Origin of the sequence: Streptomyces solicamelliae (assembly GCF_045348655.1) — a bacterium.
GTDB classification, from domain to species: Bacteria; Actinomycetota; Actinomycetes; order Streptomycetales; family Streptomycetaceae; genus Streptomyces; species Streptomyces solicamelliae.
Genome location: NZ_CP160404.1, coordinates 3799125 through 3822580 on the forward strand (window position 1 = coordinate 3799125; position 23456 = coordinate 3822580).

At 71.8% G+C, this 23456-nt stretch carries 22 protein-coding genes; 12 read left to right on the forward strand and 10 right to left on the reverse strand.

All coding sequences use genetic code 11. The annotated features are described in order from the left end of the window. The first annotated feature begins 73 nt into the window (after positions 1-73). The gene (locus ABZO31_RS17690) at positions 74-1258 is read left to right on the forward strand and encodes a S8 family peptidase (RefSeq protein WP_406862196.1); all 1185 of its coding nucleotides are present in this window, start codon (positions 74-76) and stop codon (positions 1256-1258) included. Positions 1259-1328: 70 nt separating this feature from the next. Here the strand turns inward: ABZO31_RS17690 and ABZO31_RS17695 are convergent, their stop codons facing one another. From ABZO31_RS17695 to ABZO31_RS17705, 3 genes are all read right to left on the reverse strand, one after another. Next, a complete protein-coding gene (locus tag ABZO31_RS17695) occupies positions 1329-2234 on the reverse strand; it encodes a Yip1 family protein (RefSeq protein ID WP_406862197.1) in 906 nt (301 codons plus the stop codon). A gap of 183 nt (positions 2235-2417) precedes the next feature. Next, positions 2418-4676, reverse strand: a complete 2259-nt coding sequence (locus ABZO31_RS17700; RefSeq protein WP_406862198.1) for a (Fe-S)-binding protein — start codon at positions 4674-4676, stop codon at positions 2418-2420. A gap of 131 nt (positions 4677-4807) precedes the next feature. Then, positions 4808-5317 carry a sugar transferase gene (locus tag ABZO31_RS17705; protein ID WP_406862199.1) on the reverse strand — a complete coding sequence of 170 codons (510 nt, stop codon included), beginning with the start codon at positions 5315-5317 and terminating at the stop codon, positions 4808-4810. Positions 5318-5566: 249 nt separating this feature from the next. Between ABZO31_RS17705 and dnaK the strand changes: the two genes are divergently transcribed. Genes dnaK through ABZO31_RS17725 form a run of 4 tightly spaced genes read left to right on the forward strand, consistent with a single transcriptional unit; the run spans position 5567 to position 9724 of the window. Further along, positions 5567-7408, forward strand: a complete 1842-nt coding sequence (gene dnaK / locus ABZO31_RS17710) for a molecular chaperone DnaK (protein ID WP_406862200.1) — start codon at positions 5567-5569, stop codon at positions 7406-7408. Beyond that, the gene (grpE, locus tag ABZO31_RS17715; protein WP_406862201.1) at positions 7408-8061 is read left to right on the forward strand and encodes a nucleotide exchange factor GrpE; all 654 of its coding nucleotides are present in this window, start codon (positions 7408-7410) and stop codon (positions 8059-8061) included. The genes dnaK and grpE overlap by 1 nt, the downstream gene beginning before the upstream one ends. Positions 8062-8091: 30 nt before the next feature. After that, positions 8092-9267 carry a molecular chaperone DnaJ gene (dnaJ, locus tag ABZO31_RS17720; RefSeq protein WP_406862202.1) on the forward strand — a complete coding sequence of 392 codons (1176 nt, stop codon included), beginning with the start codon at positions 8092-8094 and terminating at the stop codon, positions 9265-9267. A gap of 4 nt (positions 9268-9271) precedes the next feature. Beyond that, the gene (locus tag ABZO31_RS17725) at positions 9272-9724 is read left to right on the forward strand and encodes a heat shock protein transcriptional repressor HspR (protein WP_406862203.1); all 453 of its coding nucleotides are present in this window, start codon (positions 9272-9274) and stop codon (positions 9722-9724) included. Between the two features lie 60 nt (positions 9725-9784). Here the strand turns inward: ABZO31_RS17725 and ABZO31_RS17730 are convergent, their stop codons facing one another. Beyond that, on the reverse strand, positions 9785-10276 hold the full coding sequence (locus ABZO31_RS17730) for a hypothetical protein (RefSeq protein ID WP_406862204.1): 492 nt from the start codon (positions 10274-10276) through the stop codon (positions 9785-9787). Further along, the gene (locus ABZO31_RS17735) at positions 10273-11259 is read right to left on the reverse strand and encodes a helix-turn-helix transcriptional regulator (RefSeq protein WP_406862205.1); all 987 of its coding nucleotides are present in this window, start codon (positions 11257-11259) and stop codon (positions 10273-10275) included. The genes ABZO31_RS17730 and ABZO31_RS17735 overlap by 4 nt, the downstream gene beginning before the upstream one ends. A gap of 400 nt (positions 11260-11659) precedes the next feature. Between ABZO31_RS17735 and ABZO31_RS17740 the strand changes: the two genes are divergently transcribed. Next, complete coding sequence (locus ABZO31_RS17740) at positions 11660-11980, forward strand: (2Fe-2S)-binding protein (RefSeq protein WP_406862206.1); 321 nt, start codon at positions 11660-11662, stop codon at positions 11978-11980. A gap of 149 nt (positions 11981-12129) precedes the next feature. Here ABZO31_RS17740 and ABZO31_RS17745 read toward each other — a convergent pair whose 3' ends face one another. Then, entirely contained in the window at positions 12130-12543 is a 414-nt protein-coding gene (locus ABZO31_RS17745) for a pyridoxamine 5'-phosphate oxidase family protein (RefSeq protein ID WP_406862207.1), read from the reverse strand. Between the two features lie 123 nt (positions 12544-12666). On the opposite strand from ABZO31_RS17745, the gene clpB reads away from it, so the two are divergent. Continuing rightward, on the forward strand, positions 12667-15258 hold the full coding sequence (gene clpB / locus ABZO31_RS17750; RefSeq protein ID WP_406862208.1) for an ATP-dependent chaperone ClpB: 2592 nt from the start codon (positions 12667-12669) through the stop codon (positions 15256-15258). 44 nt (positions 15259-15302) lie between these two features. Here clpB and ABZO31_RS17755 read toward each other — a convergent pair whose 3' ends face one another. Beyond that, positions 15303-15770, reverse strand: a complete 468-nt coding sequence (locus ABZO31_RS17755; protein WP_406862209.1) for a hypothetical protein — start codon at positions 15768-15770, stop codon at positions 15303-15305. A gap of 115 nt (positions 15771-15885) precedes the next feature. On the opposite strand from ABZO31_RS17755, the gene ABZO31_RS17760 reads away from it, so the two are divergent. Beyond that, complete coding sequence (locus tag ABZO31_RS17760) at positions 15886-16434, forward strand: YbjN domain-containing protein (RefSeq protein WP_406862210.1); 549 nt, start codon at positions 15886-15888, stop codon at positions 16432-16434. 47 nt (positions 16435-16481) lie between these two features. Here ABZO31_RS17760 and ABZO31_RS17765 read toward each other — a convergent pair whose 3' ends face one another. The 3 genes from ABZO31_RS17765 to ABZO31_RS17775 form a co-directional block, all read right to left on the reverse strand. Further along, on the reverse strand, positions 16482-17711 hold the full coding sequence (locus ABZO31_RS17765) for a hypothetical protein (protein WP_406862211.1): 1230 nt from the start codon (positions 17709-17711) through the stop codon (positions 16482-16484). A gap of 81 nt (positions 17712-17792) precedes the next feature. Beyond that, complete coding sequence (locus ABZO31_RS17770) at positions 17793-18044, reverse strand: hypothetical protein (RefSeq protein WP_406865386.1); 252 nt, start codon at positions 18042-18044, stop codon at positions 17793-17795. 73 nt (positions 18045-18117) lie between these two features. Further along, positions 18118-19296 (reverse strand): pyridoxal phosphate-dependent aminotransferase, encoded by a 1179-nt coding sequence (locus ABZO31_RS17775; protein WP_406862212.1) that lies wholly within the window; start codon positions 19294-19296, stop codon positions 18118-18120. Between the two features lie 183 nt (positions 19297-19479). On the opposite strand from ABZO31_RS17775, the gene ABZO31_RS17780 reads away from it, so the two are divergent. From ABZO31_RS17780 to ABZO31_RS17795, 4 genes are all read left to right on the forward strand, one after another. Next, positions 19480-19689, forward strand: a complete 210-nt coding sequence (locus ABZO31_RS17780; protein WP_406862213.1) for a hypothetical protein — start codon at positions 19480-19482, stop codon at positions 19687-19689. Between the two features lie 338 nt (positions 19690-20027). Further along, positions 20028-20546 (forward strand): DUF2617 family protein, encoded by a 519-nt coding sequence (locus ABZO31_RS17785; RefSeq protein WP_406862214.1) that lies wholly within the window; start codon positions 20028-20030, stop codon positions 20544-20546. 84 nt (positions 20547-20630) lie between these two features. Next, a complete protein-coding gene (locus ABZO31_RS17790) occupies positions 20631-22295 on the forward strand; it encodes a polyamine aminopropyltransferase (protein WP_406862215.1) in 1665 nt (554 codons plus the stop codon). A 56-nt stretch (positions 22296-22351) separates the two neighbouring features. Beyond that, complete coding sequence (locus ABZO31_RS17795) at positions 22352-23431, forward strand: SRPBCC family protein (protein ID WP_406862216.1); 1080 nt, start codon at positions 22352-22354, stop codon at positions 23429-23431. The last annotated feature ends 25 nt before the right edge of the window (positions 23432-23456 follow it).

A 23456-nucleotide genomic window follows, 5' to 3' on the forward strand; every position in this document is an offset into this window, starting at 1 on the left:
GCTTGGCAGGGCTGTGACGCGCGCCCGGCACCGGCCGCGGCGCGCGGTCCCCTCCCGAACGGAGCACCCTTCCATGCGCCTGCCAGCGTCGGCAGCCTCCGCAGCCCTCCTCCTCGCCCTCCCGTTCCTCGCGGCCACGCCCTCCGCGGCGGACGCGACCGCCCGGGCCACCGCCCCCGCGCCGCTGCGCGCGGCCGCGAACGCCATCCCGGGCCAGTACATCGTCACCCTCGAGAGCGGCCGGGACGCGAGCGCCTTCGCGACGCAGATGCAAGGGGTGACGCCGCTGCACACGTACAGCTCCGTCCTCGACGGCTTCGCCGCGCGGCTGACGCCCGCTCAACTGGACGCCGTGCGCCGGACCCCGGGCGTCAAGGCCGTCGAGGAGGACGCGACGGTCGAGGTCGCGCCCACCCGGTCCCGGAACGCCGTCGCGGAGAGCTGGGGGCTGGACCGGATCGACCAGCCGTACCTGCCGCTCGACAACCGCTTCGACGTGAACGCCGACGGCCGGGGCGCCGTCGTCTTCGTCGTGGACACCGGCATCGAGTACGGCCACACGGAGTTCGGCGGCCGCACGTACTTCGGCTACGACGCGATCGGCGACGGCCGCGACGGCGCCGACTGCAACGGCCACGGCACCCACGTGGCGGGCACGGCCGGCGGGAAGACCTTCGGCGTGGCCCGCGCCGTCGACCTGGTCAGCGTCCGCGTGCTGAACTGCGAGGGCAGCGGCTCGTTCTCGGGCATCATCGCCGGCTTCGACTATGTCGGCCGCCAGGCCGACGCGGGTGCTGTCGGCGTCCTCAACGCCTCCCTGGGCGGCGGCCGCAGCCAGGCCGTCAACGACGCGGCCGACGCCGTGGCCGCCAAGGGCATCCTGCCCGTCGTCGCCGCGGGCAACAGCTCGCTCGACGCCTGCCAGATCTCGCCCGCGAGCGCCGAGCGGGTGCTGACCGTGGGCGCCACCGGTCACCGGGACCAGGAGGCGGACTTCTCCAACTTCGGCCCGTGCGTGGGGATCTACGCCCCGGGCGCCCAGATCGTCTCCGCCCGCCTCGGCGGCGGCAGCACGGCCCTCGACGGGACGTCCATGGCGTCCCCGCACGTCGCGGGCGTCGCCGCGCTCTACAAGGCGGCGCACCCGGCCGCGGACGCCGACACGGTCCGGGAGTGGGTCGTCGAGCATGCGGTGAAGGACGTCCTGACGGTCTCCAAGACCTCCCGGAACCTGCTCCTGCAGACCTCGGACCTGTAGGCGCACGACGGAAACAGGCCGCCGCCGACCGGACGAACCGGTCGGCGGCGGCCTGCGTTGCGGAGGAACGTCAGATCGTGCCCAGCTTGATCAGCGAGAGCAGCGCGATCAGCTGGATCGCCGAGGCGCCCAGCGCCTTCGGCCACGGCAGGTCGTGGGACTTGCTCACCATCGAGGTGAACAGCGCGCCCGCCGCCAGCCACGTCACCCAGCCGAGCACCTGCACCAGGCTGTTCTCGCCGCCCAGGAAGATGGCGAACACCAGACGCGGCGCGTCGGTGAGCGACATGATGATCATCGACAGGGTCACCGTCGGCTGCCACGAGCCGTCGCCGCCCAGCTGGCGGGCCAGCGTGTGCGTCACGGCGCCCAGGATCAGACCGCCGATCACGAAGCCGGTACCGGTCATCAGGACGTACGGCACCACCTTCGACAGCGGCGCGCCGATGGCCTCCTCGCGCGCCTGGTCGAAGCCGAAGATCGCCAGCATGCCGTACAGGAACGTGACGACCAGCGCCGGGCCCCACACCGCGTAGTCCCGCATCTGCAGGAACGTCGGGCCGGGGCGCAGCACGATGCCGCTGAGCAGCGGCTTCCACGACAGCCGCGGGCCGGCCGGGGCGGCGGGGGCGGCGCCGGCCTGGTACATGGACCCGTCGTTGTACGGGTCGTCGTGGATGCTGAAGGCGCGGGTGTGACCCGGGTTGTTCGCCGCGTGGCCGCCGTGCCCGCCGTGGCCCGCGCCGCCGGGCGCGCCGCCCTGGCCCGGGTACCCGCCGCGCGGCGGGTGGCCGCCCTGCTGCGGGTACGGGTCGCCGAAGTACTCCGGCTCCCCGTACGGCTGCTGCGAGCCCTGCTGCCACTGCTGCTGCGCGTACGGCGGCGGGGCCGCCTGCCGCCCGTACTGCGGTGCCTGCTGCGGGTGTTGTCGCGAGGTGCGGTTGTCCCGGCCGCGTCCGATCCTGAATCCAGCCACGTTGTCGAACGTACCCGCTCCTGCTGTGCGCGGCGCACGCACGGGGGTGCCGGGGACCCTTTGCGGCCGACCTGTGACATCCCCTAGGGGTGCGGACCGGGGGAGATCCGGGGGCCGGACCCGGGTACGGCGGAGGGGCCGCCCCCCGTCCGGGAGCGGCCCCTCCGCCGTACTTCTGTCGTCCTACTTCGCCGGCTCGGGCTCCGGCTCGGCATCCGCCGGCAGCTCCTCCACCGGCTTCTTCACCGAGTCGAGCAGCAGCTGCGCGACGTCCACGACCTGCAGGCTCTCCTTGGCCTTGCCGTCGTTCTTCTTGCCGTTCACGGAGTCCGTGAGCATGACGAGGCAGAACGGGCAGGCGGTGGAGACGATGTCCGGGTTGAGGGACAGCGCCTCGTCCACGCGCTCGGTGTTGATGCGCTTGCCGATGCGCTCCTCCATCCACATCCGCGCGCCGCCGGCACCGCAGCAGAAGCCGCGCTCCTTGTGGCGGTGCATCTCCTGCTGACGCAGGCCCGGGACGGCCGACATGATCTCGCGCGGCGGCGTGTAGACCTTGTTGTGGCGGCCCAGGTAGCACGGGTCGTGGTAGGTGATCAGACCGTCGACCGGGGTGACCGGCAGCAGCCGGCCCTCGTCGATCAGGTGCTGGAGCAGCTGCGTGTGGTGGATGACCTCGTACTCGCCGCCGAGCTGCGGGTACTCGTTGGCGATGGTGTTGAAGCAGTGCGGGCAGGTCGAGACGATCTTCTTCGCCGACTTCGGCTTCTTCGTCGACTCGTCCTCGTCGTCCTCGCCGAACGCCATGTTCAGCATCGCGACGTTCTCGGCGCCCAGCTGCTGGAACAGCGGCTCGTTGCCCAGACGGCGCGGGGAGTCACCCGTGCACTTCTCCTCGCCGCCCATGATCGCGAACTTGACGCCCGCGATGTGCAGCAGCTCCGCGAAGGCCTTGGTGGTCTTCTTGGCGCGGTCCTCCAGGGCACCGGCGCAGCCGACCCAGTACAGGTAGTCGAACTCCGACAGGTCCTCGACGTCCTTGCCGACGATCGGGACCTCGAAGTCGACCTCCTTGGTCCACTCGACCCGCTGCTTCTTGGCCAGGCCCCAGGGGTTGCCCTTCTTCTCCAGGTTCTTGAGCATCGTGCCCGCCTCGGACGGGAACGCGGACTCGATCATCACCTGGTAGCGGCGCATGTCGACGATGTGGTCGATGTGCTCGATGTCGACCGGGCACTGCTCGACGCAGGCGCCGCAGGTGGTGCAGGACCACAGGACGTCCGGGTCGATGACGCCGTTCTCCTCGGCGGTGCCGATCAGCGGGCGCTCGGCCTCGGCGAGAGCGGCGGCGGGGACGTCCTTGAGCTGCTCCTCCGACGCCTTCTCGTTGCCCTCCATGTCCTTGCCGCCGCCCGCGAGCAGGTACGGCGCCTTGGCGTGCGCGTGGTCGCGCAGCGACATGATGAGGAGCTTCGGGGAGAGCGGCTTGCCCGTGTTCCAGGCGGGGCACTGCGACTGGCAGCGGCCGCACTCGGTGCAGGTGGAGAAGTCGAGGATGCCCTTCCAGGAGAACTGCTCGACCTGGGAGACACCGAACACGGCGTCCTCGGCCGGGTCCTCCCAGTCGATCTCCTTGCCGGCGGTCGTCATCGGCTGCAGCGCGCCGAGGGCGGTGGAGCCGTCCGCGTTGCGCTTGAACCAGATGTTCGGGAAGCCGAGGAAGCGGTGCCAGGCCACACCCATGTTGGTGTTGAGCGAGACGACGATCATCCAGGTGAAGGACGTCAGGATCTTCAGCGCGGCGAAGAAGTACGTGAGGTTCTGCAGCGTGCTCAGGTCCAGGCCGTCGAGCAGCGCGATCACCGGGTACGAGGCGAAGAAGCCGGGCTCCCAGCCGTCCACGTGGTGCAGGGCGCCCTCGAGCGCGCGCAGCATCATGATGCAGACACCGACGGTGAGGATGACGGCCTCGACGAAGTACGCCTGGCCGGTCTTGGAGCCGGCGAAGCGGGACTTGCGGCCGGCCCGGGTCGGCTTGCTGAGCTGGCGGATCACGATGAGCGTGACGATGCCGAGCACGGTCATCGTGCCGAGGAACTCGGTGAAGATCTCGTACGGCAGCCAGTCGCCGATGATCGGGATCAGCCAGTCGGCCTGGAACAGCTGGCCGAAGGCGTTGACGATCGTCAGCAGGAGGGCGAAGAAGCCGATCGCGACGAACCAGTGCGCGAAGCCGACGATGCCCCAGCGGTTCATGCGCGTGTGGCCGAGGAACTCCTTGACCAGCGTGATGGTGCGCTGCTTGGGGTCACCGGTACGCGTACCGGCGGGCACCGGCTGACCGAGCCGCACGAAGCGGTAGATCTGCACGGTGGCGCGGCCGAACAGCGCGACGGCCACCACCGTGATGGCGATCGACACGATGATCGCGGCGAGTTGCATGACGGGCTCCTCGGGCGGGCCTGCGAGGCGGAAGCTGCAGAACGTACTAAGCGGTAACTTATGAAGGTCCGTGCTGAGGGTACCCAGATATTCCGCCGTGCTGTAGTTGAGCCTGCGGTGATCTGTGTCGCTCAGGGAACCCTTGCCGGCGTCTGCCGCCCTGCTCGAATCGTACGGCGCAGAATGGCCAGATCCATGCCCAGCCAGTGATGGTCCACATAGTGGAGATCCAGCAGCGGGCGTTCGTCCCAGGGCAGGTCCGATTCCCGGCTGACCTGCCAGAGTCCGGTCAGCCCCGGCCGTACCGCATGCCGCCGCGCTCCCTCACCCCGGCACTCCTCGTGGTCCGGTGCCAGCGGCGCGGGCCCGACGAGCGACATCTCGCCCCGTACGACATGGAGCAGCCGCGGCAGCCGGGCGATCAGCCGCCCCCCGCGCCGGAAGGTGAGCAGCTCGTACGGACGGCCGCCGAGGCCCGCGCGCACCTCGCGGCGCAGCACCGTGCCGGGAGGCTCCAGCGGGCCGAGCGCGCCGAGTGCGAGCGCGGCCGCGACGGCGAGCAGGACGGGTGAGGCGAGGGCCAGCAGGGCCAGGGCGACGGTGAGGTCCAGTGCGCGCTTGGCGGCCGTGCCCTTCGCCATGCTTACCTCCGCTTCATGCCGGTCCGTGGGATCCTTCTCGGTATATGTCCGGCTTTGGGGCGTCGAATGCCCCGACTCTCTCACGGGCGGATGCCGTTCCCGGGCCGCCGCGCCGGACCCCACCGGCTTCCTGAGCCGCCACCCCGTCGAAGAGTTGAGTCCCCTCCACTCAGGTCTGTTGACTCCGCGGGACGGGTGGTGCATCCTTGAGCCAGTTCCACTCAAGTCAGGTCAGCTGGAGGAATTGAAATGGCACGTGCGGTCGGCATCGACCTGGGCACGACTAACTCCGTCGTCAGCGTTCTCGAAGGCGGCGAGCCCACCGTCATCACCAACGCCGAGGGCGCCAGGACCACGCCGTCCGTCGTCGCCTTCGCGAAGAACGGCGAGGTGCTCGTCGGCGAGGTCGCCAAGCGCCAGGCGGTCACCAACGTGGACCGCACCATCCGGTCGGTGAAGCGCCACATGGGCACCGACTGGAAGATCGACATCGACGGCAAGAGCTTCAACCCGCAGCAGATGAGCGCCTTCATCCTGCAGAAGCTGAAGCGCGACGCCGAGGCGTACCTGGGCGAGAAGGTCGTCGACGCGGTCATCACCGTCCCGGCGTACTTCAACGACTCCGAGCGTCAGGCCACCAAGGAGGCCGGTGAGATCGCGGGCCTCAACGTCCTGCGCATCGTCAACGAGCCGACCGCGGCCGCCCTGGCCTACGGCCTCGACAAGGACGACCAGACGATCCTCGTCTTCGACCTCGGTGGCGGCACCTTCGACGTGTCCCTGCTGGAGATCGGCGACGGCGTCGTCGAGGTGAAGGCCACCAACGGTGACAACCACCTCGGTGGTGACGACTGGGACCAGCGCGTCGTCGACTACCTGGTGAAGCAGTTCGCCAACGGGCACGGCGTGGACCTGTCCAAGGACAAGATGGCTCTCCAGCGCCTGCGCGAGGCCGCGGAGAAGGCGAAGATCGAGCTCTCGTCCTCGACCGAGACCACGATCAACCTGCCGTACATCACGGCCTCCGCCGAGGGCCCGCTGCACCTGGACGAGAAGCTCACCCGGGCCCAGTTCCAGCAGCTCACCGCGGACCTCCTGGAGCGCTGCAAGACGCCGTTCCACAACGTCATCAAGGACGCGGGCATCCAGCTCTCCGAGATCGACCACGTCGTTCTCGTCGGTGGCTCGACCCGTATGCCGGCCGTCGCCGACCTGGTCAAGGAACTGACCGGCGGCAACGAGGCCAACAAGGGCGTGAACCCGGACGAGGTCGTCGCCATCGGCGCCGCCCTGCAGGCCGGTGTCCTCAAGGGCGAGGTCAAGGACGTCCTGCTCCTCGACGTCACCCCGCTGTCCCTCGGTATCGAGACCAAGGGCGGCATCATGACCAAGCTCATCGAGCGCAACACCACGATCCCGACCAAGCGGTCCGAGATCTTCACGACGGCCGAGGACAACCAGCCGTCCGTGCAGATCCAGGTCTACCAGGGCGAGCGCGAGATCGCGGCGTACAACAAGAAGCTCGGCATGTTCGAGCTGACCGGCCTCCCGCCGGCCCCGCGCGGCGTCCCGCAGATCGAGGTCGCCTTCGACATCGACGCCAACGGCATCATGCACGTGACCGCCAAGGACCTGGGCACGGGCAAGGAGCAGAAGATGACCGTCACCGGCGGCTCCTCGCTGCCGAAGGACGAGGTCAACCGGATGCGCGAGGAGGCCGAGAAGTACGCGGAGGAGGACCACGCCCGCCGCGAGGCCGCCGAGTCCCGCAACCAGGGCGAGCAGCTCGTCTACCAGACCGAGAAGTTCCTCAAGGACAACGAGGACAAGGTCCCGGGCGACGTCAAGACCGAGGTCGAGACGGCGGTGGCCGAGCTCAAGGAGAAGCTCAAGGGCGAGAACACCGCGGAGATCCGGACCGCCACCGAGAAGGTCGCGGCCGTCTCCCAGAAGCTCGGCCAGGCCCTGTACGCCGACGCGCAGGCCGGTGCCGCCGGTGCCGCGGGCGGTGCCGAGGCCCCCAAGGCCGACGACGACGTCGTGGACGCCGAGATCGTCGACGACGAGAAGCCGAAGGGCGGCGCTGCCTGATGACGGAGGAGACCCCGGGCTTCGAGGAGAAGCCCGACGTCCCCTCCGGCGCCACCCCTGACGACGCCGCCGAGACCGCCGAGACCCCCTCCGCGGAGGAGGGCTCGGCGGCCCCGGCCGGGGACGCACGCAAGACGGCCGGCCTGACGGCCGAACTGGACCAGGTCCGCAGCGCGCTCACCGAGCGCACCCAGGACCTCCAGCGGCTCCAGGCCGAGTACCAGAACTACCGCCGCCGGGTGGAGCGCGACCGGATCACCGTCAAGGAGATCGCCGTCGCGGGCCTCCTGACGGAGCTCCTTCCGGTGCTCGACGACGTCGGCCGGGCCCGGGACCACGGCGAGCTCGTGGGCGGGTTCAAGTCGGTGGCCGAATCGCTGGAGACGGTCGTCGCCAAGATGGGCCTGCAGCAGTTCGGCAAGGAGGGCGAGCCCTTCGACCCGACGATCCACGAGGCCCTGATGCACTCGTATGCGCCGGACGTCACCGAGACGACCTGCGTGGCGATCCTGCAGCCGGGGTACCGCATCGGCGAGCGGACCATCCGGCCCGCGCGCGTCGCGGTGGCCGAGCCCCAGCCCGGGGCGACGCCGGCCGCGAAGGACGAGAAGAAGCAGGCCGACGAGGAGAGCGGTGGCCCTGAGAAGGGCTGACGCGAAGATCGTCCGAGAGGAGGGACGCCGGTGAGCACGAAGGACTTCGTGGAGAAGGACTACTACAAGGTTCTCGGCGTCCCCAAGGACGCCACCGACGCCGAGATCAAGAAGGCGTACCGGAAACTCGCCCGCGAGAACCACCCGGACGCCAACAAGGGCGACACCAAGGCCGAGGAGCGCTTCAAGGAGATCTCCGAGGCGAACGACGTCCTCGGCGACCCGAAGAAGCGCAAGGAGTACGACGACGCCCGCGCCCTGTTCGGCAACGGTGGCTTCCGGGCCGGGCCCGGGGGCGGCGGCTCCTTCAACTTCGACCTGGGCGACCTCTTCGGAGGCGGCGCCCAGGGCGGAGCCGGTGGCTTCGGCGGCGGCGCCGGCGGTCTCGGCGACGTCTTCGGCGGCCTGTTCAACCGCGGCGGCGCGGGCACCCGCACGCAGCCGCGGCGCGGCCAGGACATCGAGTCCGAGGTGACGCTCAGCTTCACCGAGGCGGTCGACGGGGCCACGGTCCCGCTGCGGATGTCCAGCCAGCAGCCCTGCAAGGCCTGTTCCGGCACCGGCGACAAGAACGGCACGCCGCGGGTGTGCCCGACCTGTGTCGGCACCGGCCAGGTCTCCCGCGGCTCGGGCGGCGGCTTCTCGCTGACCGACCCGTGCGCGGACTGCAAGGGCCGCGGCCTGATCGCGGAGAACCCCTGCGACGTCTGCCACGGCAGCGGGCGCGCCAAGTCGTCCCGGACCATGCAGGTCCGGATCCCGGCGGGCGTCTCCGACGGCCAGCGGATCCGGCTGCGCGGCAAGGGCGCACCGGGCGAGCGCGGCGGGCAGAACGGCGACCTGTACGTGGTGGTGCACGTCGACGCGCACCCCGTGTTCGGCCGCAAGGGCGACAACCTGACCGTGACCGTCCCCGTCGGCTTCGACGAGGCGGCGCTCGGCGGCGAGATCAAGGTCCCGACGCTGGGCGGCCCCGCGGTCACCCTCAAGCTGCCGGCGGGCACGCCCAACGGCCGGACGATGCGGGCCCGCGGAAAGGGCGCGGTCCGCAAGGACGGCACCCGCGGGGACCTGCTGGTGACCGTGGAGGTCCAGGTCCCCACGGACCTGACCGACAAGGCGCGCGAGGCCCTGGAGACGTACCGCGAGGCGACTGCGGACGTGGACCCGCGGGCAGAGCTGTTCCAGGCCGCGAAGGGAGCATGAGGACATGGAGAGCCGTTCGGGACGCAGCCGCAACCCCTACGAACTGACCGACGAGACGCCGGTGTACGTCATCTCGGTGGCGGCCCAGCTCTCCGGCCTGCACCCGCAGACCCTGCGGCAGTACGACCGGCTCGGGCTGGTCTCGCCCGACCGCACCGCCGGGCGCGGCCGGCGCTACTCGGCCCGCGACATCGAACTGCTCCGTCAGGTGCAGGCGCTGTCGCAGGACGAGGGCATCAACCTGGCCGGCATCAAGCGCATCATCGAACTGGAGAACCAGGTCGCCGCGCTGCAGGCCCGGGTCGCCGAGCTGTCGGCGGCCGTCGAGGGCGCGGCGGCGACGCTGCGCCAGCGCGAGGCCCAGGTGCACGCCTCGTACCGACGCGACCTGGTGCCGTACCAGGACGTGCAGCAGGCCAGCGCGTTGGTGGTGTGGCGCCCCAAGCGCCCCGAGTAGCTCCTCCGTTCACGTGCGAGGCCCCCGGTCGTCCCGACCGGGGGCCTCGTCGTCATCCGCTCACGGGAGGAGCTCGGCGACCATCTGGAGGCTGATCTCCCACCAGGGCGCCGCGCCCGTGCCGAACGCGGCGGCGAGGGCGGTGCCGAGGGCCAGGGACAGGGCGTCGGGCGCGGTGTCCGGCTCCGTGTCCCACTCGGCGCCGACGAGCCCGTCCCCGGTCGAGTCGAGGCGTCCGAGGGCCTTCCCGCCGCGGCTGAACCGGCTCTCCACGTACGAGCAGGGCACCAGCCGGTACCGGACCCCGTCCACGGTCGCGTCCACGCGGAACGACCGCCGGAACACCCGCCCCTTGCCGGGCCGCAGGCGCGCCTCCCGCCCGTCCACGGTGAGCGTGAGCCGGGCGGGGTCGCGGGTGCCGACCGGGATCGCGTCGTCCGTGTCGCCGTCGCCCGGGATCCGCGCGACGACGACCTCGGGCAGCCCGTCACCGCCGACCCGGACGACGCCGGTGGTGAGATCGAGGTCTACGCGCGGTGACAGGGTGTTCACTGATCCTGCTCCAGGATGCCGGACTGGGCGATGAGATAACCGAGTTGAGCCCGGCTGCCGCTGCCGAGCGCGGAGGCCAGCTTGGCGATGTGCGCACGGCAGGTCCGTACGTTCATCCCGAGCCGGCGCGCGATGGCCTCGTCGACGTGACCCTCGATCAGAAGCCGGGCGATGGAGCGCTGAACGCCGCTGATCCCGTCGAGGACGGGCGTGTACGCGACGACCTCGTCCTCCCACGGCACGCCGTGGAGCCAGAACTGTTCGAACACCCCTACGAGGTACTGTACGAGACCCTCGTGGCGCAGTTCCAGGGCGACCTGCCGGTCGCTGCGGGCGGGCACGAAGGCGACTTTGCGATCGATGATGATCAGCCGGTCGATGATCTCTTCCAGCGTGCGCACCTCGAGCCCGTGCGGGGCGACGTGTTCGACGTACGCCAACGTCGACGAGTGGTGGCGCGCGGTGTGCTGATAGAGCGTCCGCATGGAGATGCCGCGTCCGAGAAGTGGCTCGACCCGGCGGAGCGCCTCTTGCAGGATGTGAGGACGGCGTCCGCTCCCGGGCTGGACGGTGAGCAGTTCCTCGGTGCACTCCGCGGTCGCCCGGTCCAGGGTGGCGTTGATCAGGCCGAGCCCTTCCAGCACGTTGATCGAGTCGGCCGTGGACGGATCCTTGGTGGTGATCGACATGAACGGCTCGAAGGTGTCCGCCAACGCGACGGTGAGCTGCCGGCGTTCCTGGATCTCGCGCTCGATGGGATGGATGAGCTGGTTGAGGGCGACGGACGGCGGTATGGGTCTGAGCACGTCGGCGTCGTCCGGATCGGCGCGCAGCAGTCCGAGATCGATCAGACAGGGAGCGACCGCGGTCTCCTTGTATGCGATGCGTCCCGATCGCAAAGCCTTCGCGTAGAGGTCTTTCCCGGCGACGCACAGTTCGTCCGCACCGTGCGCATGTCCCCCATCGTCCCCTTTTGGTTGCATATGCACCCCCCTCAGGGTCCTGAATTACAGGAACATGATGCCTGCCCTCGCTGGTGGAAGCGTTCGGAGTGAGCCATCGTCGTAGACGCGGGGGAGGAGGTAATGATCAAAAGAGGTGGAGAACGGCCATGACCAGGACGGTTCGTGCACGTGGCGCCATAGCTGTTGTTGCGGCGGCTGCTCTCGGCGTGTTCGGTGCTTCGGTCGGCAGCGAGCCCTCGTGGGACAGTGCGCCGGCCGGCTCGGTACTCGCTTCGCCTGGTGAGCCCTCGTGGGACAGCGCGCCGGCGGTTTCGGTGACTGTCTCGCTCGGTGAGCCCTCGTGGGACAGCGCGCCGGCTGCGGCGCTCGGCACCAACGGTGAGCCCTCGTGGGACTTCGCCTCGGTCGGTGTGGAGGCATGAGCTTCCCGCCCGACGACAGGGTCTTCCGGCGTGAGATGGCCTCGGCCTACCGGTCCGGGTGGCATTTCATCGACCTCGTCACGGCCATCCCCCACCGTGGCGACTCGTTGATGGTCACCCTCTTCGGAGAGCCGATCGTCGTCGCCCGCGAGCAGGACGAGGACGTCCGGGCCTACCGCTGTCTCCGGCGGCCCCGCGGCGCCCCCCAGCCCGTCCGCTGTGCCATCCGGTACGGCATGATTTTCGTCAACCTCGACCAGCGCGATCACCAGCTGGTCGAGCCCGAGCCCATCACCGCCACCCCCCGCAGTGCCTGAGCGGTTCCCCCGTCGTTCCAGATCGCTCAGGTGCTTCCCCCACACAGCGGCGTCATCGTGGACCTGAAACACGATGACGCCGCTGTGCTGTCCGCGTCCGGACGGCTGAGGCCGTCGCCGTCCGGGTGCGGGGCCTCCGCACGCGGCCCCTACGCGCGGCCCATCGCGCGGGTCAGCGCGATCTCGATGACCACCCGGTCCGGGTTCGGCGCCGGCGTCCGCCCGTACCGCGCCGCGTAGCGCGCCACCGCGTCCGCGACGACGTCCGCCTCCGTGCGGACCCGCGCCACGCCCTCCAGCGTCGCCCAGCGGCCCTTGTCCACCTGGCAGACCGCCACCCGCGCGCCCTCCGGGCCCGCCGCCAGCACGTTGGCGACCTTGTGGCTGCGCTTGTTCGTGATCACCCGCGCGATGCCCCGCTCGCCGCCCTCCGGGTCGTACGTGACGCCCACCGCCACCACGTGCGGCGTGCCGTCCGGCCGCGGGGTCGTCAGGGTGCACATGTGGTACTCGCGCCAGAAGCCGAGATACGAGTCGTCCGGGTTCCTCGGGTCAATCGCCATGCCCGGAAGCTACCCGCCGCACGGCCGCCTCCGACACCTTGAGCGGAATCGACTCAACTTTGTGTATGTTAGACGAGTCAGAGAACCAGAGAACCCGTCACAGTCGAGGAGGAGCGGACTTACGTGGACGCCGAACTGACCAACAGGAGCCGGGACGCGCTGAACGCGGCGAGCAGCCGCGCCGTGTCCGAGGGGCACCCCGATCTGACCCCCGCGCATCTGCTCCTCGCACTGCTCGCCGGTCAGGACAACGAGAACATCACCGACCTGCTCGCCGCCGTCGAGGCCGACCAGGCCGCCGTGCGCTCCGGCGCGGAGCGGCTGCTCGCCGCCCTGCCCAGCGTCACCGGCTCCACGGTCGCCCCGCCGCAGCCGAACCGCGAGCTGCTCGCCGTGATCGCCGACGCCGCCGAGCGGGCGAAGAAGCTCGGCGACGAGTACGTGTCCACGGAGCACCTGCTCATCGGCGTCGCCGCCAAGGGCGGCGGCGCCGGCCAGGTTCTCGACCAGCAGGGCGCCGGTGCGCGCCGCCTGCAGGACGCCTTCGAGAAGGCCCGCGGCACGCGCCGGGTGACCACCGCCGACCCGGAGGGCTCGTACAAGGCGCTGGAGAAGTTCGGCACCGACTTCACCGCCGCCGCCCGCGAGGGCCGGCTCGACCCGGTCATCGGCCGCGACCACGAGATCCGCCGCGTCGTGCAGGTGCTGTCCCGGCGCACCAAGAACAACCCGGTCCTCATCGGCGAGCCCGGCGTCGGCAAGACCGCCGTCGTCGAGGGCCTGGCCCAGCGGATCGTGAAGGGCGACGTCCCCGAGTCCCTCAAGGGCAAGCGGCTGGTCTCCCTCGACCTCGGCGCGATGGTCGCGGGCGCGAAGTACCGCGGCGAGTTCGAGGAGCGGCTGAAGACCGTCCTGGCCGAGATCAAGGCCAGCGACGGCCAGATCATCACCTTCATCGACGAGCTGCACACCGTCGTCGGCACGGGCGCCGGCGGTGACTCGGCCATGGACGCCGGCAACATGCTCAAGCCGATGCTGGCCCGCGGCGAGCTGCGCATGGTCGGCGCGACCACGCTCGACGAGTACCGCGAGCGGATCGAGAAGGACCCGGCCCTGGAGCGGCGCTTCCAGCAGGTCCTGGTCGCCGAGCCGACCGTCGAGGACACCATCGCGATCCTGCGCGGCCTCAAGGGCCGGTACGAGGCCCATCACAAGGTCCAGATCAACGACTCCGCGCTGGTCGCCGCCGCGACGCTCTCCGACCGGTACATCACCTCCCGCTTCCTGCCCGACAAGGCCATCGACCTCGTCGACGAGGCCGCCTCTCGGCTCCGCATGGAGATCGACTCGTCCCCGGTCGAGATCGACGAGCTGCAGCGCTCCGTCGACCGGCTCCGCATGGAGGAGCTGGCCCTGAAGAACGAGACGGACGACGCGAGCAAGCAGCGTCTGGAGAAGCTGCGCCGCGACCTCGCCGACCGCGAGGAGGAGCTGCGCGGCCTGACCGCCCGCTGGGAGAAGGAGAAGCAGTCCCTCAACCGGGTCGGCGAGCTGAAGGAGCAGCTCGACGAGGCTCGCGGCCGCGCCGAGCGGGCGCAGCGCGACGGCGACTTCGACACCGCGTCCAAGCTGCTGTACGGCGAGATCCCGGCCCTGGAGCGGGAGCTGGCGGAGGCCAGCGAGGCGGAGGCCCAGCAGGAGGCGTCCAAGGACACCATGGTCAAGGAGGAGGTCGGCCCGGACGACATCGCGGACGTCGTCGGCGCCTGGACCGGCATCCCCGCGGGCCGCCTCCTGGAGGGCGAGACGCAGAAGCTGCTGCGCATGGAGGACGAGCTCGGCCGGCGGCTGATCGGCCAGACCGAGGCGGTACGCGCCGTCTCCGACGCCGTGCGCCGCACCCGCGCCGGGATCGCCGACCCGGACCGTCCCACCGGCTCGTTCCTCTTCCTCGGTCCGACCGGCGTCGGCAAGACCGAGCTGGCGAAGGCGCTCGCGGACTTCCTCTTCGACGACGAGCGGGCCATGGTCCGCATCGACATGTCGGAGTACTCCGAGAAGCACTCCGTCGCCCGGCTCGTCGGCGCGCCCCCCGGCTACGTCGGCTACGAGGAGGGCGGCCAGCTGACGGAGGCGGTGCGCCGCCGCCCGTACAGCGTGGTGCTGCTCGACGAGGTGGAGAAGGCGCACCCGGAGGTCTTCGACATCCTGCTCCAGGTCCTCGACGACGGCCGGCTCACCGACGGCCAGGGCCGCACGGTCGACTTCCGCAACACGATCCTGATCCTCACCTCGAACCTGGGCAGCCAGTTCCTGGTGGACCCGACGACGTCGGACGAGGAGAAGAAGCGGCAGGTCCTGGAGGTCGTGCGGGCGAGCTTCAAGCCCGAGTTCCTGAACCGTCTGGACGACCTGGTGGTCTTCTCCGCGCTGGACAAGGCCGAGCTGGGCCGGATCGCGCAGCTCCAGATCGACCGCCTGGCGCGCCGGCTCGCCGAGCGCCGCCTCACCCTGGAGGTCACCCCGGCGGCCCTGGAGTGGCTGGCCGACGAGGGCAACGACCCCGCGTACGGCGCCCGCCCGCTCCGCCGCCTGATCCAGACGGCGATCGGCGACCGCCTCGCCAGGGAGATCCTGGCCGGCGAGGTCCGCGACGGCGACACGGTCCGCGTGGACCGCTTCGAGGACGGGCTGATCGTGGGCGCGGCGCAGTAGGAGGCGCGCAGGAGGAGCGGCGCGGCAGGGCGCCCGACCGGGCGCTACACCGTGAAGGCGCTGACGGTGACGAGGGCGGTCTCCCCGTCCTCGTACCGCACGCTCACGTCCACGGCGGCGGGTCCCGACAGGGGATCCGCCGCCAGGGCCTCGTCCTCCAGGTGCATGCAGAGGGCGGCGGCGTCGTCCAGGCAGTACTCGGTCTTCGGCACCCCGGCCGGCCACGTGCCGGCCAGCCAGCCGGGGACCTCGTCGCGCGGCATCCGGAACTCGGAGCGGATGTTCACGTCCAGCCAGTGCGTGCCGGTGCAGCGCGGGTCCCCGGCGCTCCTCGGCAGCGTCGCCCCGGCCCAGTCCATGGCCTCGGCGCAGTCGACGGGCTTGGGCTCACCGGCCTGGTCCAGCTGGTAGGCGCCCCAGGCCACGGCCCCGACCGGCAGGCCGACCACCGCGGCGATCAGGGTCAGCGAGATCCAGAGCCACTTCCGGCCGCGTCGTCGTGTCTCCCCCATGGCACGAGATCATGTCAGCTCGCAGCGGATACGCCCCCGGAACGGCCCGGTGGGCTTGCCACCCCCCGCCCCGCATGGGAGAGGATGACAACATCCGTACGAAGGGAAATCCTCGGTGAGCATCGACCCGTCCTCGATTCCGTCTTTCGGGGCCCAGCCCCAGCCTCAGGCTGCAGGACCGGCGGGCCCCGTCGTCCCCGACCAGGACCTGGTCAAGCAGCTCCTCGACCAGATGGAGCTGAAGTACGTGGTGGACGACGAGGGTGACCTCGCCGCTCCGTGGGAGGACTTCCGCACGTACTTCATGTTCCGCGGCGAGGGGGAGCAGCAGGTCTTCTCCGTCCGTACCTTCTACGACCGCCCGCACTCCGCCGACGACCGCGCCAAGGTCCTGGACGCGATCGACGACTGGAACCGCCGCACCCTGTGGCCCAAGGTCTACACGCACCTGCACGAGGAGGAGGACGGCTCCGCCACCCTCCGGCTCATCGGCGAGGCGCAGATGCTGATCGGCACCGGTGTCTCCCTGGAGCACTTCGTGTCGTCGACGGTCAGCTGGGTGCGCGCGTCGATCGAGTTCGACAAGTGGCTGCTGGAGCAGTTCGGCCTGGCCTCCCCGGAGGACAAGGACGGCGAGTCCGGCGAGGGCACCGAGTCCGAGTGACCTCAGGCGCCCAGGGCCTTGTCCGGCACTGATCCGCCGGACCGGCCCTAGAGCGCCATCCGGGCGAGCGTCAGCGCGTACGCCCCGTAGCAGAACGAGAGCCCGGCCAGGGCGACGGCGACCGTGATCGCCGCCCGTGGCCGGGCTCTCGCCATGGCGGCCGCGAGCGGCAGCAGCAGCGGGAAGGCCGGCAGCAGGAAGCGCGGCTTGGACTCGAAGAAGCCGGAGCCGCCGACCGTGATCAGCACGAGCACGCCGGTGTAGACGAGCACCGGCAGCGGGGGCCGCCGCCCGGGCTCGGCGAGCAGCAGCAGCGCGAAGAGCAGCACCCCGGCCGCCGTGATCACCAGCGCCATCGTGAAGCCGAACTGGGCGGGCCGGAGCAGCATGTCCCGTACGACGCGCAGGGTGCCCTGGGCGAAGTCGAAGCGGGAGGTCCAGCCGTCCTGGACGGCGAAGTAGCCGCCCAGCGGATCGTGTCGCCGCACCCCCACCCACAGCACGTACGCCAGCCAGCCCGCCGGTGCGACGGCGGCGGCGGCCCACACCCGGGGCCCGGCCCGGCCGCGCCGCCGCCACAGCTCCCAGGCGGCCGCCGCGAGCACCGCCGCGGCGACGGCGATCCCGCTCGGCCGGGAGAGCCCGGCGAGCGCGGCGAGGGTGCCGGCCCAGAGCCAGCGGCGGGTCAGCAGGGCGTACAGCGACCAGGCGGCGAGCGCGGTCATCACCGGCTCGGTGTACGCCATGGACAGCACGATCGAGTGCGGCAGCATGCCCCACAGCAGGACGAGCCAGGTCGCGGTGGCCCGTCCGGCGGTGCGCTCGGCGACCAGGTACACGCCCCAGGCCGCCACGGCCGCCGAGGCCCAGGACACCAGCAGCCCGGCGGTGCCTCCGGTGACGGGCAGCACGGTGGAGACGGCCCGGACGAGACCGGGGTACAGCGGGAAGAACGCCAGGTCGGAGTGGACGGCCCCGCCGGGCAGGTGCAGCGTCCGCCCGTAGCCGTGCGCGGCGATCGCCGCGTACCACTCGGAGTCCAGGGACCTGGCGAGCAGCGCCCGCGGCGATCGGTCGAGGTGCCAGGCCCAGAGCGCGAGCACCGCCGTCCCGGTGAGCCGCGCCGCGGCGAACAGCCCCAGCGCGGGCACGGCCCGCCGCAGCGCCGTCCGCGGACGCGGCGACGGCCGGACGACGACGCCCGCGGCCGAGGGGGCCGCGCGTTCGAGGGTCTCGGCGGACAGGACGCACCTCCGTGCACACGCGAACCAATACATCGGGCCATTTCCGACAAATCGGTCTACCCGACGATCCGGGCGGCACGGAGGGGGCGCGCCGAGGACGACGACAGCCCGGGCCTACAGCTCGTCGACGTACCTCTTGGCGTGCACCAGCGAGGCGAGCGGGTGATCGACCCGCACCGCCTTGATCGCCGCGACGTCCCCGCGGTCCCGCCGCACGGCCCGGACCTTCTCCTCGTCCACCTGACGGCGGAACCCCTCGTAGGTGCCGTACCGCTCCCAGAACGCCTTCTTCCGCCTGCGCGCGCCCCGCTCGCCGACCACCCACAGCACCACCGCGACGGCGGCCACGACGCCCCCGATGATCATCTCCACTGCGATCCGCTCCCTCGGCGAGTTCCGTCGGTCGGGGAGAAGGATGCGAAACCCGCGTGAGGGGTTGTCAGGACGGCCGTGCCGCCAGGCCGCGCAGACGGGTGGCGGCCTCGTGGAGGACGTCGTCCTGCTTGCAGAAGGTGAAGCGGACCTGGCTGCGGCCGGCGTCGGGGTCGTCGTAGAAGACGGAGTTGGGGATGGCGACGACGCCGCAGCGTTCGGGCAGGGCGCGGCAGAAGGCGTAGGCGTCCTTCTCGCCGAAGGGGGTGATGTCGGTGGTGACGAAGTACGTGCCCTGGGGCCGGTACACCTCGAACCCGGCCGCCCGCAGCCCGTCGGCGAGCAGGTCGCGCCGGCGCTGCAGGTCGGCGCGGAAGCTCTCGAAGTACGCGTCCGGCAGACGGAGCGCCTCGGCGACGGCGTACTGGAACGGCCCGGACGAGACGTACGTGAGGTACTGCTTGGCGGTCCGGACGGCGGCGACGAGCGGCGCGTCCGCCGTGACCCAGCCGACCTTCCAGCCGGTGAAGGAGAAGGTCTTGCCGGCCGAGGAGATGGAGACGGTGCGCTCGCGCATGCCGGGCAGGGCGGCGATCGGCGTGTGCGCGGCGCCGTCGAAGACCAGGTGCTCGTACACCTCGTCGGTGACGACGAGCAGGTCGTGCTCGACGGCGAGGGCGGCGATGGCGCGCTGCTCCTCGTCGGTGAGGACCGTGCCCGTGGGGTTGTGCGGGGTGTTGAGGAGCAGGAGGCGGGTGCGCGGGGTGATCTTGGACCGCAGTTCGTCGAGGTCCGGGCGGAAGGACGGGGCGCGCAGGGTGAGCGGCACGCGCCGCGCGCCGGCCATCGCGATGCAGGCGGCGTAGGAGTCGTAGAAGGGCTCGAAGGCGATGACCTCGTCGCCCGGCTCGAGCAGCGCCAGCATGGCCGCGGCGATGGCCTCGGTGGCGCCGGCCGTGACCAGGACCTCGGTGTCCGGGTCGAAGGCGAGGCCGTAGAAGCGGCGCTGGTGGTCGGCGATCGCCCGGCGGAGCTCCGGAACGCCCGGGCCCGGCGGGTACTGGTTGCCACGCCCGTCGCGCAGGGCGCGGACGGCGGCCTCACGGACCTCCTCGGGGCCGTCCGTGTCGGGGAAGCCCTGGCCCAGGTTGATCGCGCCCGTCGCGGTCGCCAGCGCCGACATCTCCGCGAAGATCGTCGTCCCGAGTCCGTCCAGCCGTCGGTTCAGCAGGGGCCTGGCGTTCACGTCTCCACCGTCCTCACTCGAGTTCCCGTCGATACTCCCGGGACCATCCTGGCGCATCGCCGGACGGCGCCCCGGGGCGAAGCTCTGGAGTTCCTCAAGTGGGGTTGGGCGGCCCCGTGGGGAGGGCATCTCCCCGGCACGTGCACGCAGGGTGCGTGGACGAGGACGACGGGGGAGGACGGCATGGAGGCAGCGCTCATCATCTTCGGTGTCGTGCTGATCGCTCTGGTGCTGGCCAACCGGGCCAACCGGAACAGGCCCGGGCGGCGCGGACGCCGGCGCAGCTGGTGGGAGGGCGGCGGCAACAGCGGCAGCTCCTGCGGGGGCGGGAGCTCGTGCAGCTCGTCGTCCTGCGGGGGCGGCGGTTGCGGGGGCGGCGGCGGAGGCGACTGACACGGGGCAGTCGGTCCGCCGCCGGGCGGGGAGCCGCCTGACGGGTCGGGCAATGACCGTCGGGGGGCTTCCTGTTGTGCCGGAAGCGTCGATTCTTGTCGGAACTGACGATCGGTTCTGATTGAACAGTTGAACCCAGAGGCCCCCGAGGGGATGGAAACCACGTCAAGTTGGGTAAAAACGCTGCATGGTTCCGGGAGTTCGTGGTTTTCTCGCTGTTGAGAACATCCAGCCCTCGGACCGTGTGTGGAACCGAGACGGCGATCCCCCATCCCGTTGAAAACCTTCTCCGGGGCGCCCCCGGCCCACCCGTCAAACCGTGTTTGCGGAGCCGACCCATGCTCACCACCCTGAAAACCACCTATACCGACACGTGCGCGGCCGACCTGGCCTGGGCCCTCGGGCGCGAGCCGCTGCCCGCCCTCGCCGTGCTCGATCTCGAACTGACCGGCGCCAAGCTCCAGTTGCGCCTGCTCGGCGCCTCCCACCAGGTGCTCCTGGAGGACGAGCACGGCAACTGCTCCGAGACCGTCGCCTGCATGCCCGGCAGCAGCACACCCCTGCCGCTGGGCGTCTCCAAGCGCGTGGGGGAGTGGGAGTACGAGTTCGCCGCCCGCGTCGAGAATCTCTCGCAGGGCTCGTTCGCCGGCCGCGCGCAGGAACTCCTCGCCCTGGTCGCCGACCACCCCAACGGCCTCGCCGGAATGTTTCCCGGCTCGCCCTACGCGTTCACCGCGATGCTGGCGCAGAAGCACGAGGGCCAGGTGCGCTGGCGCACCTGGCACGCCTACCCGGAGGAAGGGCAGTTGGTGGTGACGCGCACCCGTATCGGCGCGCGGATGTCCGCCGTCCTGTGATGCCGCCCGGAGCGCCGCGATACCTGCCCATTGCACTCGTGTGGGTGACAAAGTGTTCAACATTCGTGACGTAGCGTTACGGACATGATCGACCCGCCCCTGTCTCTGTCGCCCCCACCCGCGGACCGGCTGCCCCAGCCCGCGGAGCGACAGCGACCGGGTGCACCGCCGGCACCGCCGGTGCGGCCCGCCTCGGTGCGGTACCCGGTGCTCGCGGTCGTTTTCGTCTGCGCCGCCTGCGGGCTGGTCTACGAGCTCGAACTGGTCGCCCTCGCCTCGTACTTGATCGGCGACTCGGTCACCCACGCGTCCGTCGTGCTGTCCGTCATGGTCTTCGCCATGGGCGTCGGCTCGCTGCTCGCCAAGCGGCTGCGGTGCCGCGCGGCGGTCGGCTTCGGCCTGGTCGAGGCGGGCCTCGCGCTCATCGGCGGCTGCTCGGCGCTCGTGCTGTACGCGGCGTTCGCCTGGTTCGGCGAGGCGCGCTACGTGCTGGTGGCGTTCTCGCTGGCGATCGGCGTACTGATCGGCGCCGAGATCCCGCTGCTGATGGCGCTCATCCAGCGGGCCGCGGCGGCGCGCGACGGTGCGGCCGGCGGCGGTTCCCGGGGCACGCGGCGGCGGGCCGCCGGCGCGGCCGACGACCCCGCCGGGACGGTCGCGGACCTCTTCGCCGCGGACTACGTCGGCGCGCTGGTCGGCGGGCTCGCCTTCCCGTTCCTGCTGCTGCCCTGGCTCGGCCAGCTCACCGGCGCGCTGGTGACCGGCGCGGTCAACGCCGTCGCGGGCGGGGCGCTGGTGCTGTGGCTGTTCCGGCACGACCTGACGCGCCGCAGACGGATTATGCTGCTCGCGGTGAACGGCGTCGTCCTGGCGCTGCTCGCCACCGCGACGGCGCTCGTCGACGACTTCGAGCGGGCCGCGCGGCGGGCCGTGTACGGCGACGGGGTGCGCGTCGCCGTGCGCACCGACTTCCAGGAGGTCGTGGTGACCGGCGGGCGCGAGGGCCCGGCCACGCTGTTCGTGGGCGGCCGGCCGCGGGCCGGCGGCGAGGAGCACGTGTACCACGAGGCCCTCGTGCACCCCGCGATGAACGGTCCCCGCGGCCGGGTCCTCGTCCTCGGAGGGGGCGACGGGCTCGCGGCGCGCGAGGCGCTGCGGTACCCGGAGGCCGTCTCCGTCACCGTCGTCGAGCTCGACCCGGGCGTCGTCCGGCTCGCCCGCAGCCACCCGGAGCTGACCGCGCTCAACGGCGGCGCGCTGCGGGACCCGCGGGTGCGGGTCGAGGTCGCGGACCCGTTCCGCTGGCTGCGGCAGGAGGCGCGGCGCGAGCCCGGGGCGTACGACGTGGTCGTCTCGGACCTGCCCGACCCCGGGGCCGCGGAGAGCGCCAAGCTCTACTCCGAGGAGTTCTACGGGCTCGCCGCGCGGGTCCTCGCACCGGGCGGCCGCCTCGCGGTGCACGCCGGCTCGGCGGCGGAGCGCCCGGACACGTACTGGACCGTCGACGCGACGCTCCGCGCGGCGGGCTTCATCACCGGTCCGTACGCGGCGGGCGCCGAGGGCCACGACTGGGCGTACGTCCTGGCCGCACGCGACCGGCCCGTACCCACCGCCCTCCCGGCCGACGCCCCGCCCCTGCTCTCCCTGACGCCGCAGGCCCTGGCGACCGGCGCGCGGCGCGTCGAGGAGACCCGCACCCCGGACTCCCCCCTCCCGTCCACTTTGGTGCACCCGCGGTACGCGGGGTGAGCGCGGCGGGGGCAAAGCGCAGACGGGGGCGGGCGGGCTGAGTACGCTCGGGTCCCATGGAGCATGAGGTGTTCGTTCCGGTCACGCCCGAACTGCTCCGCCAGACGCTGGCGGACCCCGCACGGGTGGCGCGCTGCGTCCCCGGCCTCCAGCAGGACGCCGACGCGGCCGCCGGCCCGCTCGCCGGCCGGCTTCGGGTCCGGGTGGGCGGCCACACCATCACGTACCGCGGCGCCCTCCGCCTCACCGGGGCGGGCGGCGACACCTGGACGGTGGAGGGCGAGGGCACGGAGGCGCGCGGCACGGGCGGCGCGAAGCTGAGCCTGACCCTGCGCCTCGCGCCCGCCGAGGACGGCGCCACGCTCGGCTTCACCGGCACCGTCGCCGCCGACGGACGCCTCGCCGAGGTCCCGCCGGACACCGCCGCCACCGCGGCCCACCGCCTCCTGGCGCGGTTCGCGGAGGCGCTGGCGGAGGAGGCGGGCCGGGAGAGGCCGGTTCCCGACGACGCCGAGCCCGAGGCGAGCGCGCTGCCGGAGGCGCGCGAGGCGTCGGACGGCCGGGACGAGCAGGCCGCCCCGGAAGCGGCCGCCGACGCCGCGCCGCCGCGGAGCGAGGCCTCCGCCGGGGGCGACGACACCTCCGGTGACGCGTGCGCCGCCGAGGCCGACGCGCCCGCCTCCGCCTCCGCCTCAGGCGACGAGGTGTCGTCCGACGCCGACACACCTCACGCCGCGCCCGCCTCCGGCGACGCGCCGGCCCCTGCCGACGCCTCCGCCTCCGACGACGGCGGCTCCCCCGGCTCCCCTGCGTCCTCCGACGACGAGGTGTCGTCCGACGACGAGACACCCTCCGACTCCGTCTTCGACGTGCCCGTCCCGCCCTCCTCCCTGGAGCCCCTGATCGACGACGAGTTCGACGCCGAGCCGCCCGCCGAGGCGGCGCACGCGCGGCGGACGATGATCGGGCGCAGTGCAGAGGAGGTCGACCACGCGCCGCCGCGGGGGCGGTACGCGCCGGTGCCGCCGCCCGAGGCCGCGCGCGCCGGGGCGGCGCTGCGGTGGGTGGCCCCGGCCGCCGCGCTGGCCATCGCGTCCGCCGTGGTCGTCGGGCGTGCTCTGCGCCGCCGGCGCTGACAGCGCCTAAGGTCGGGTCCGTGAG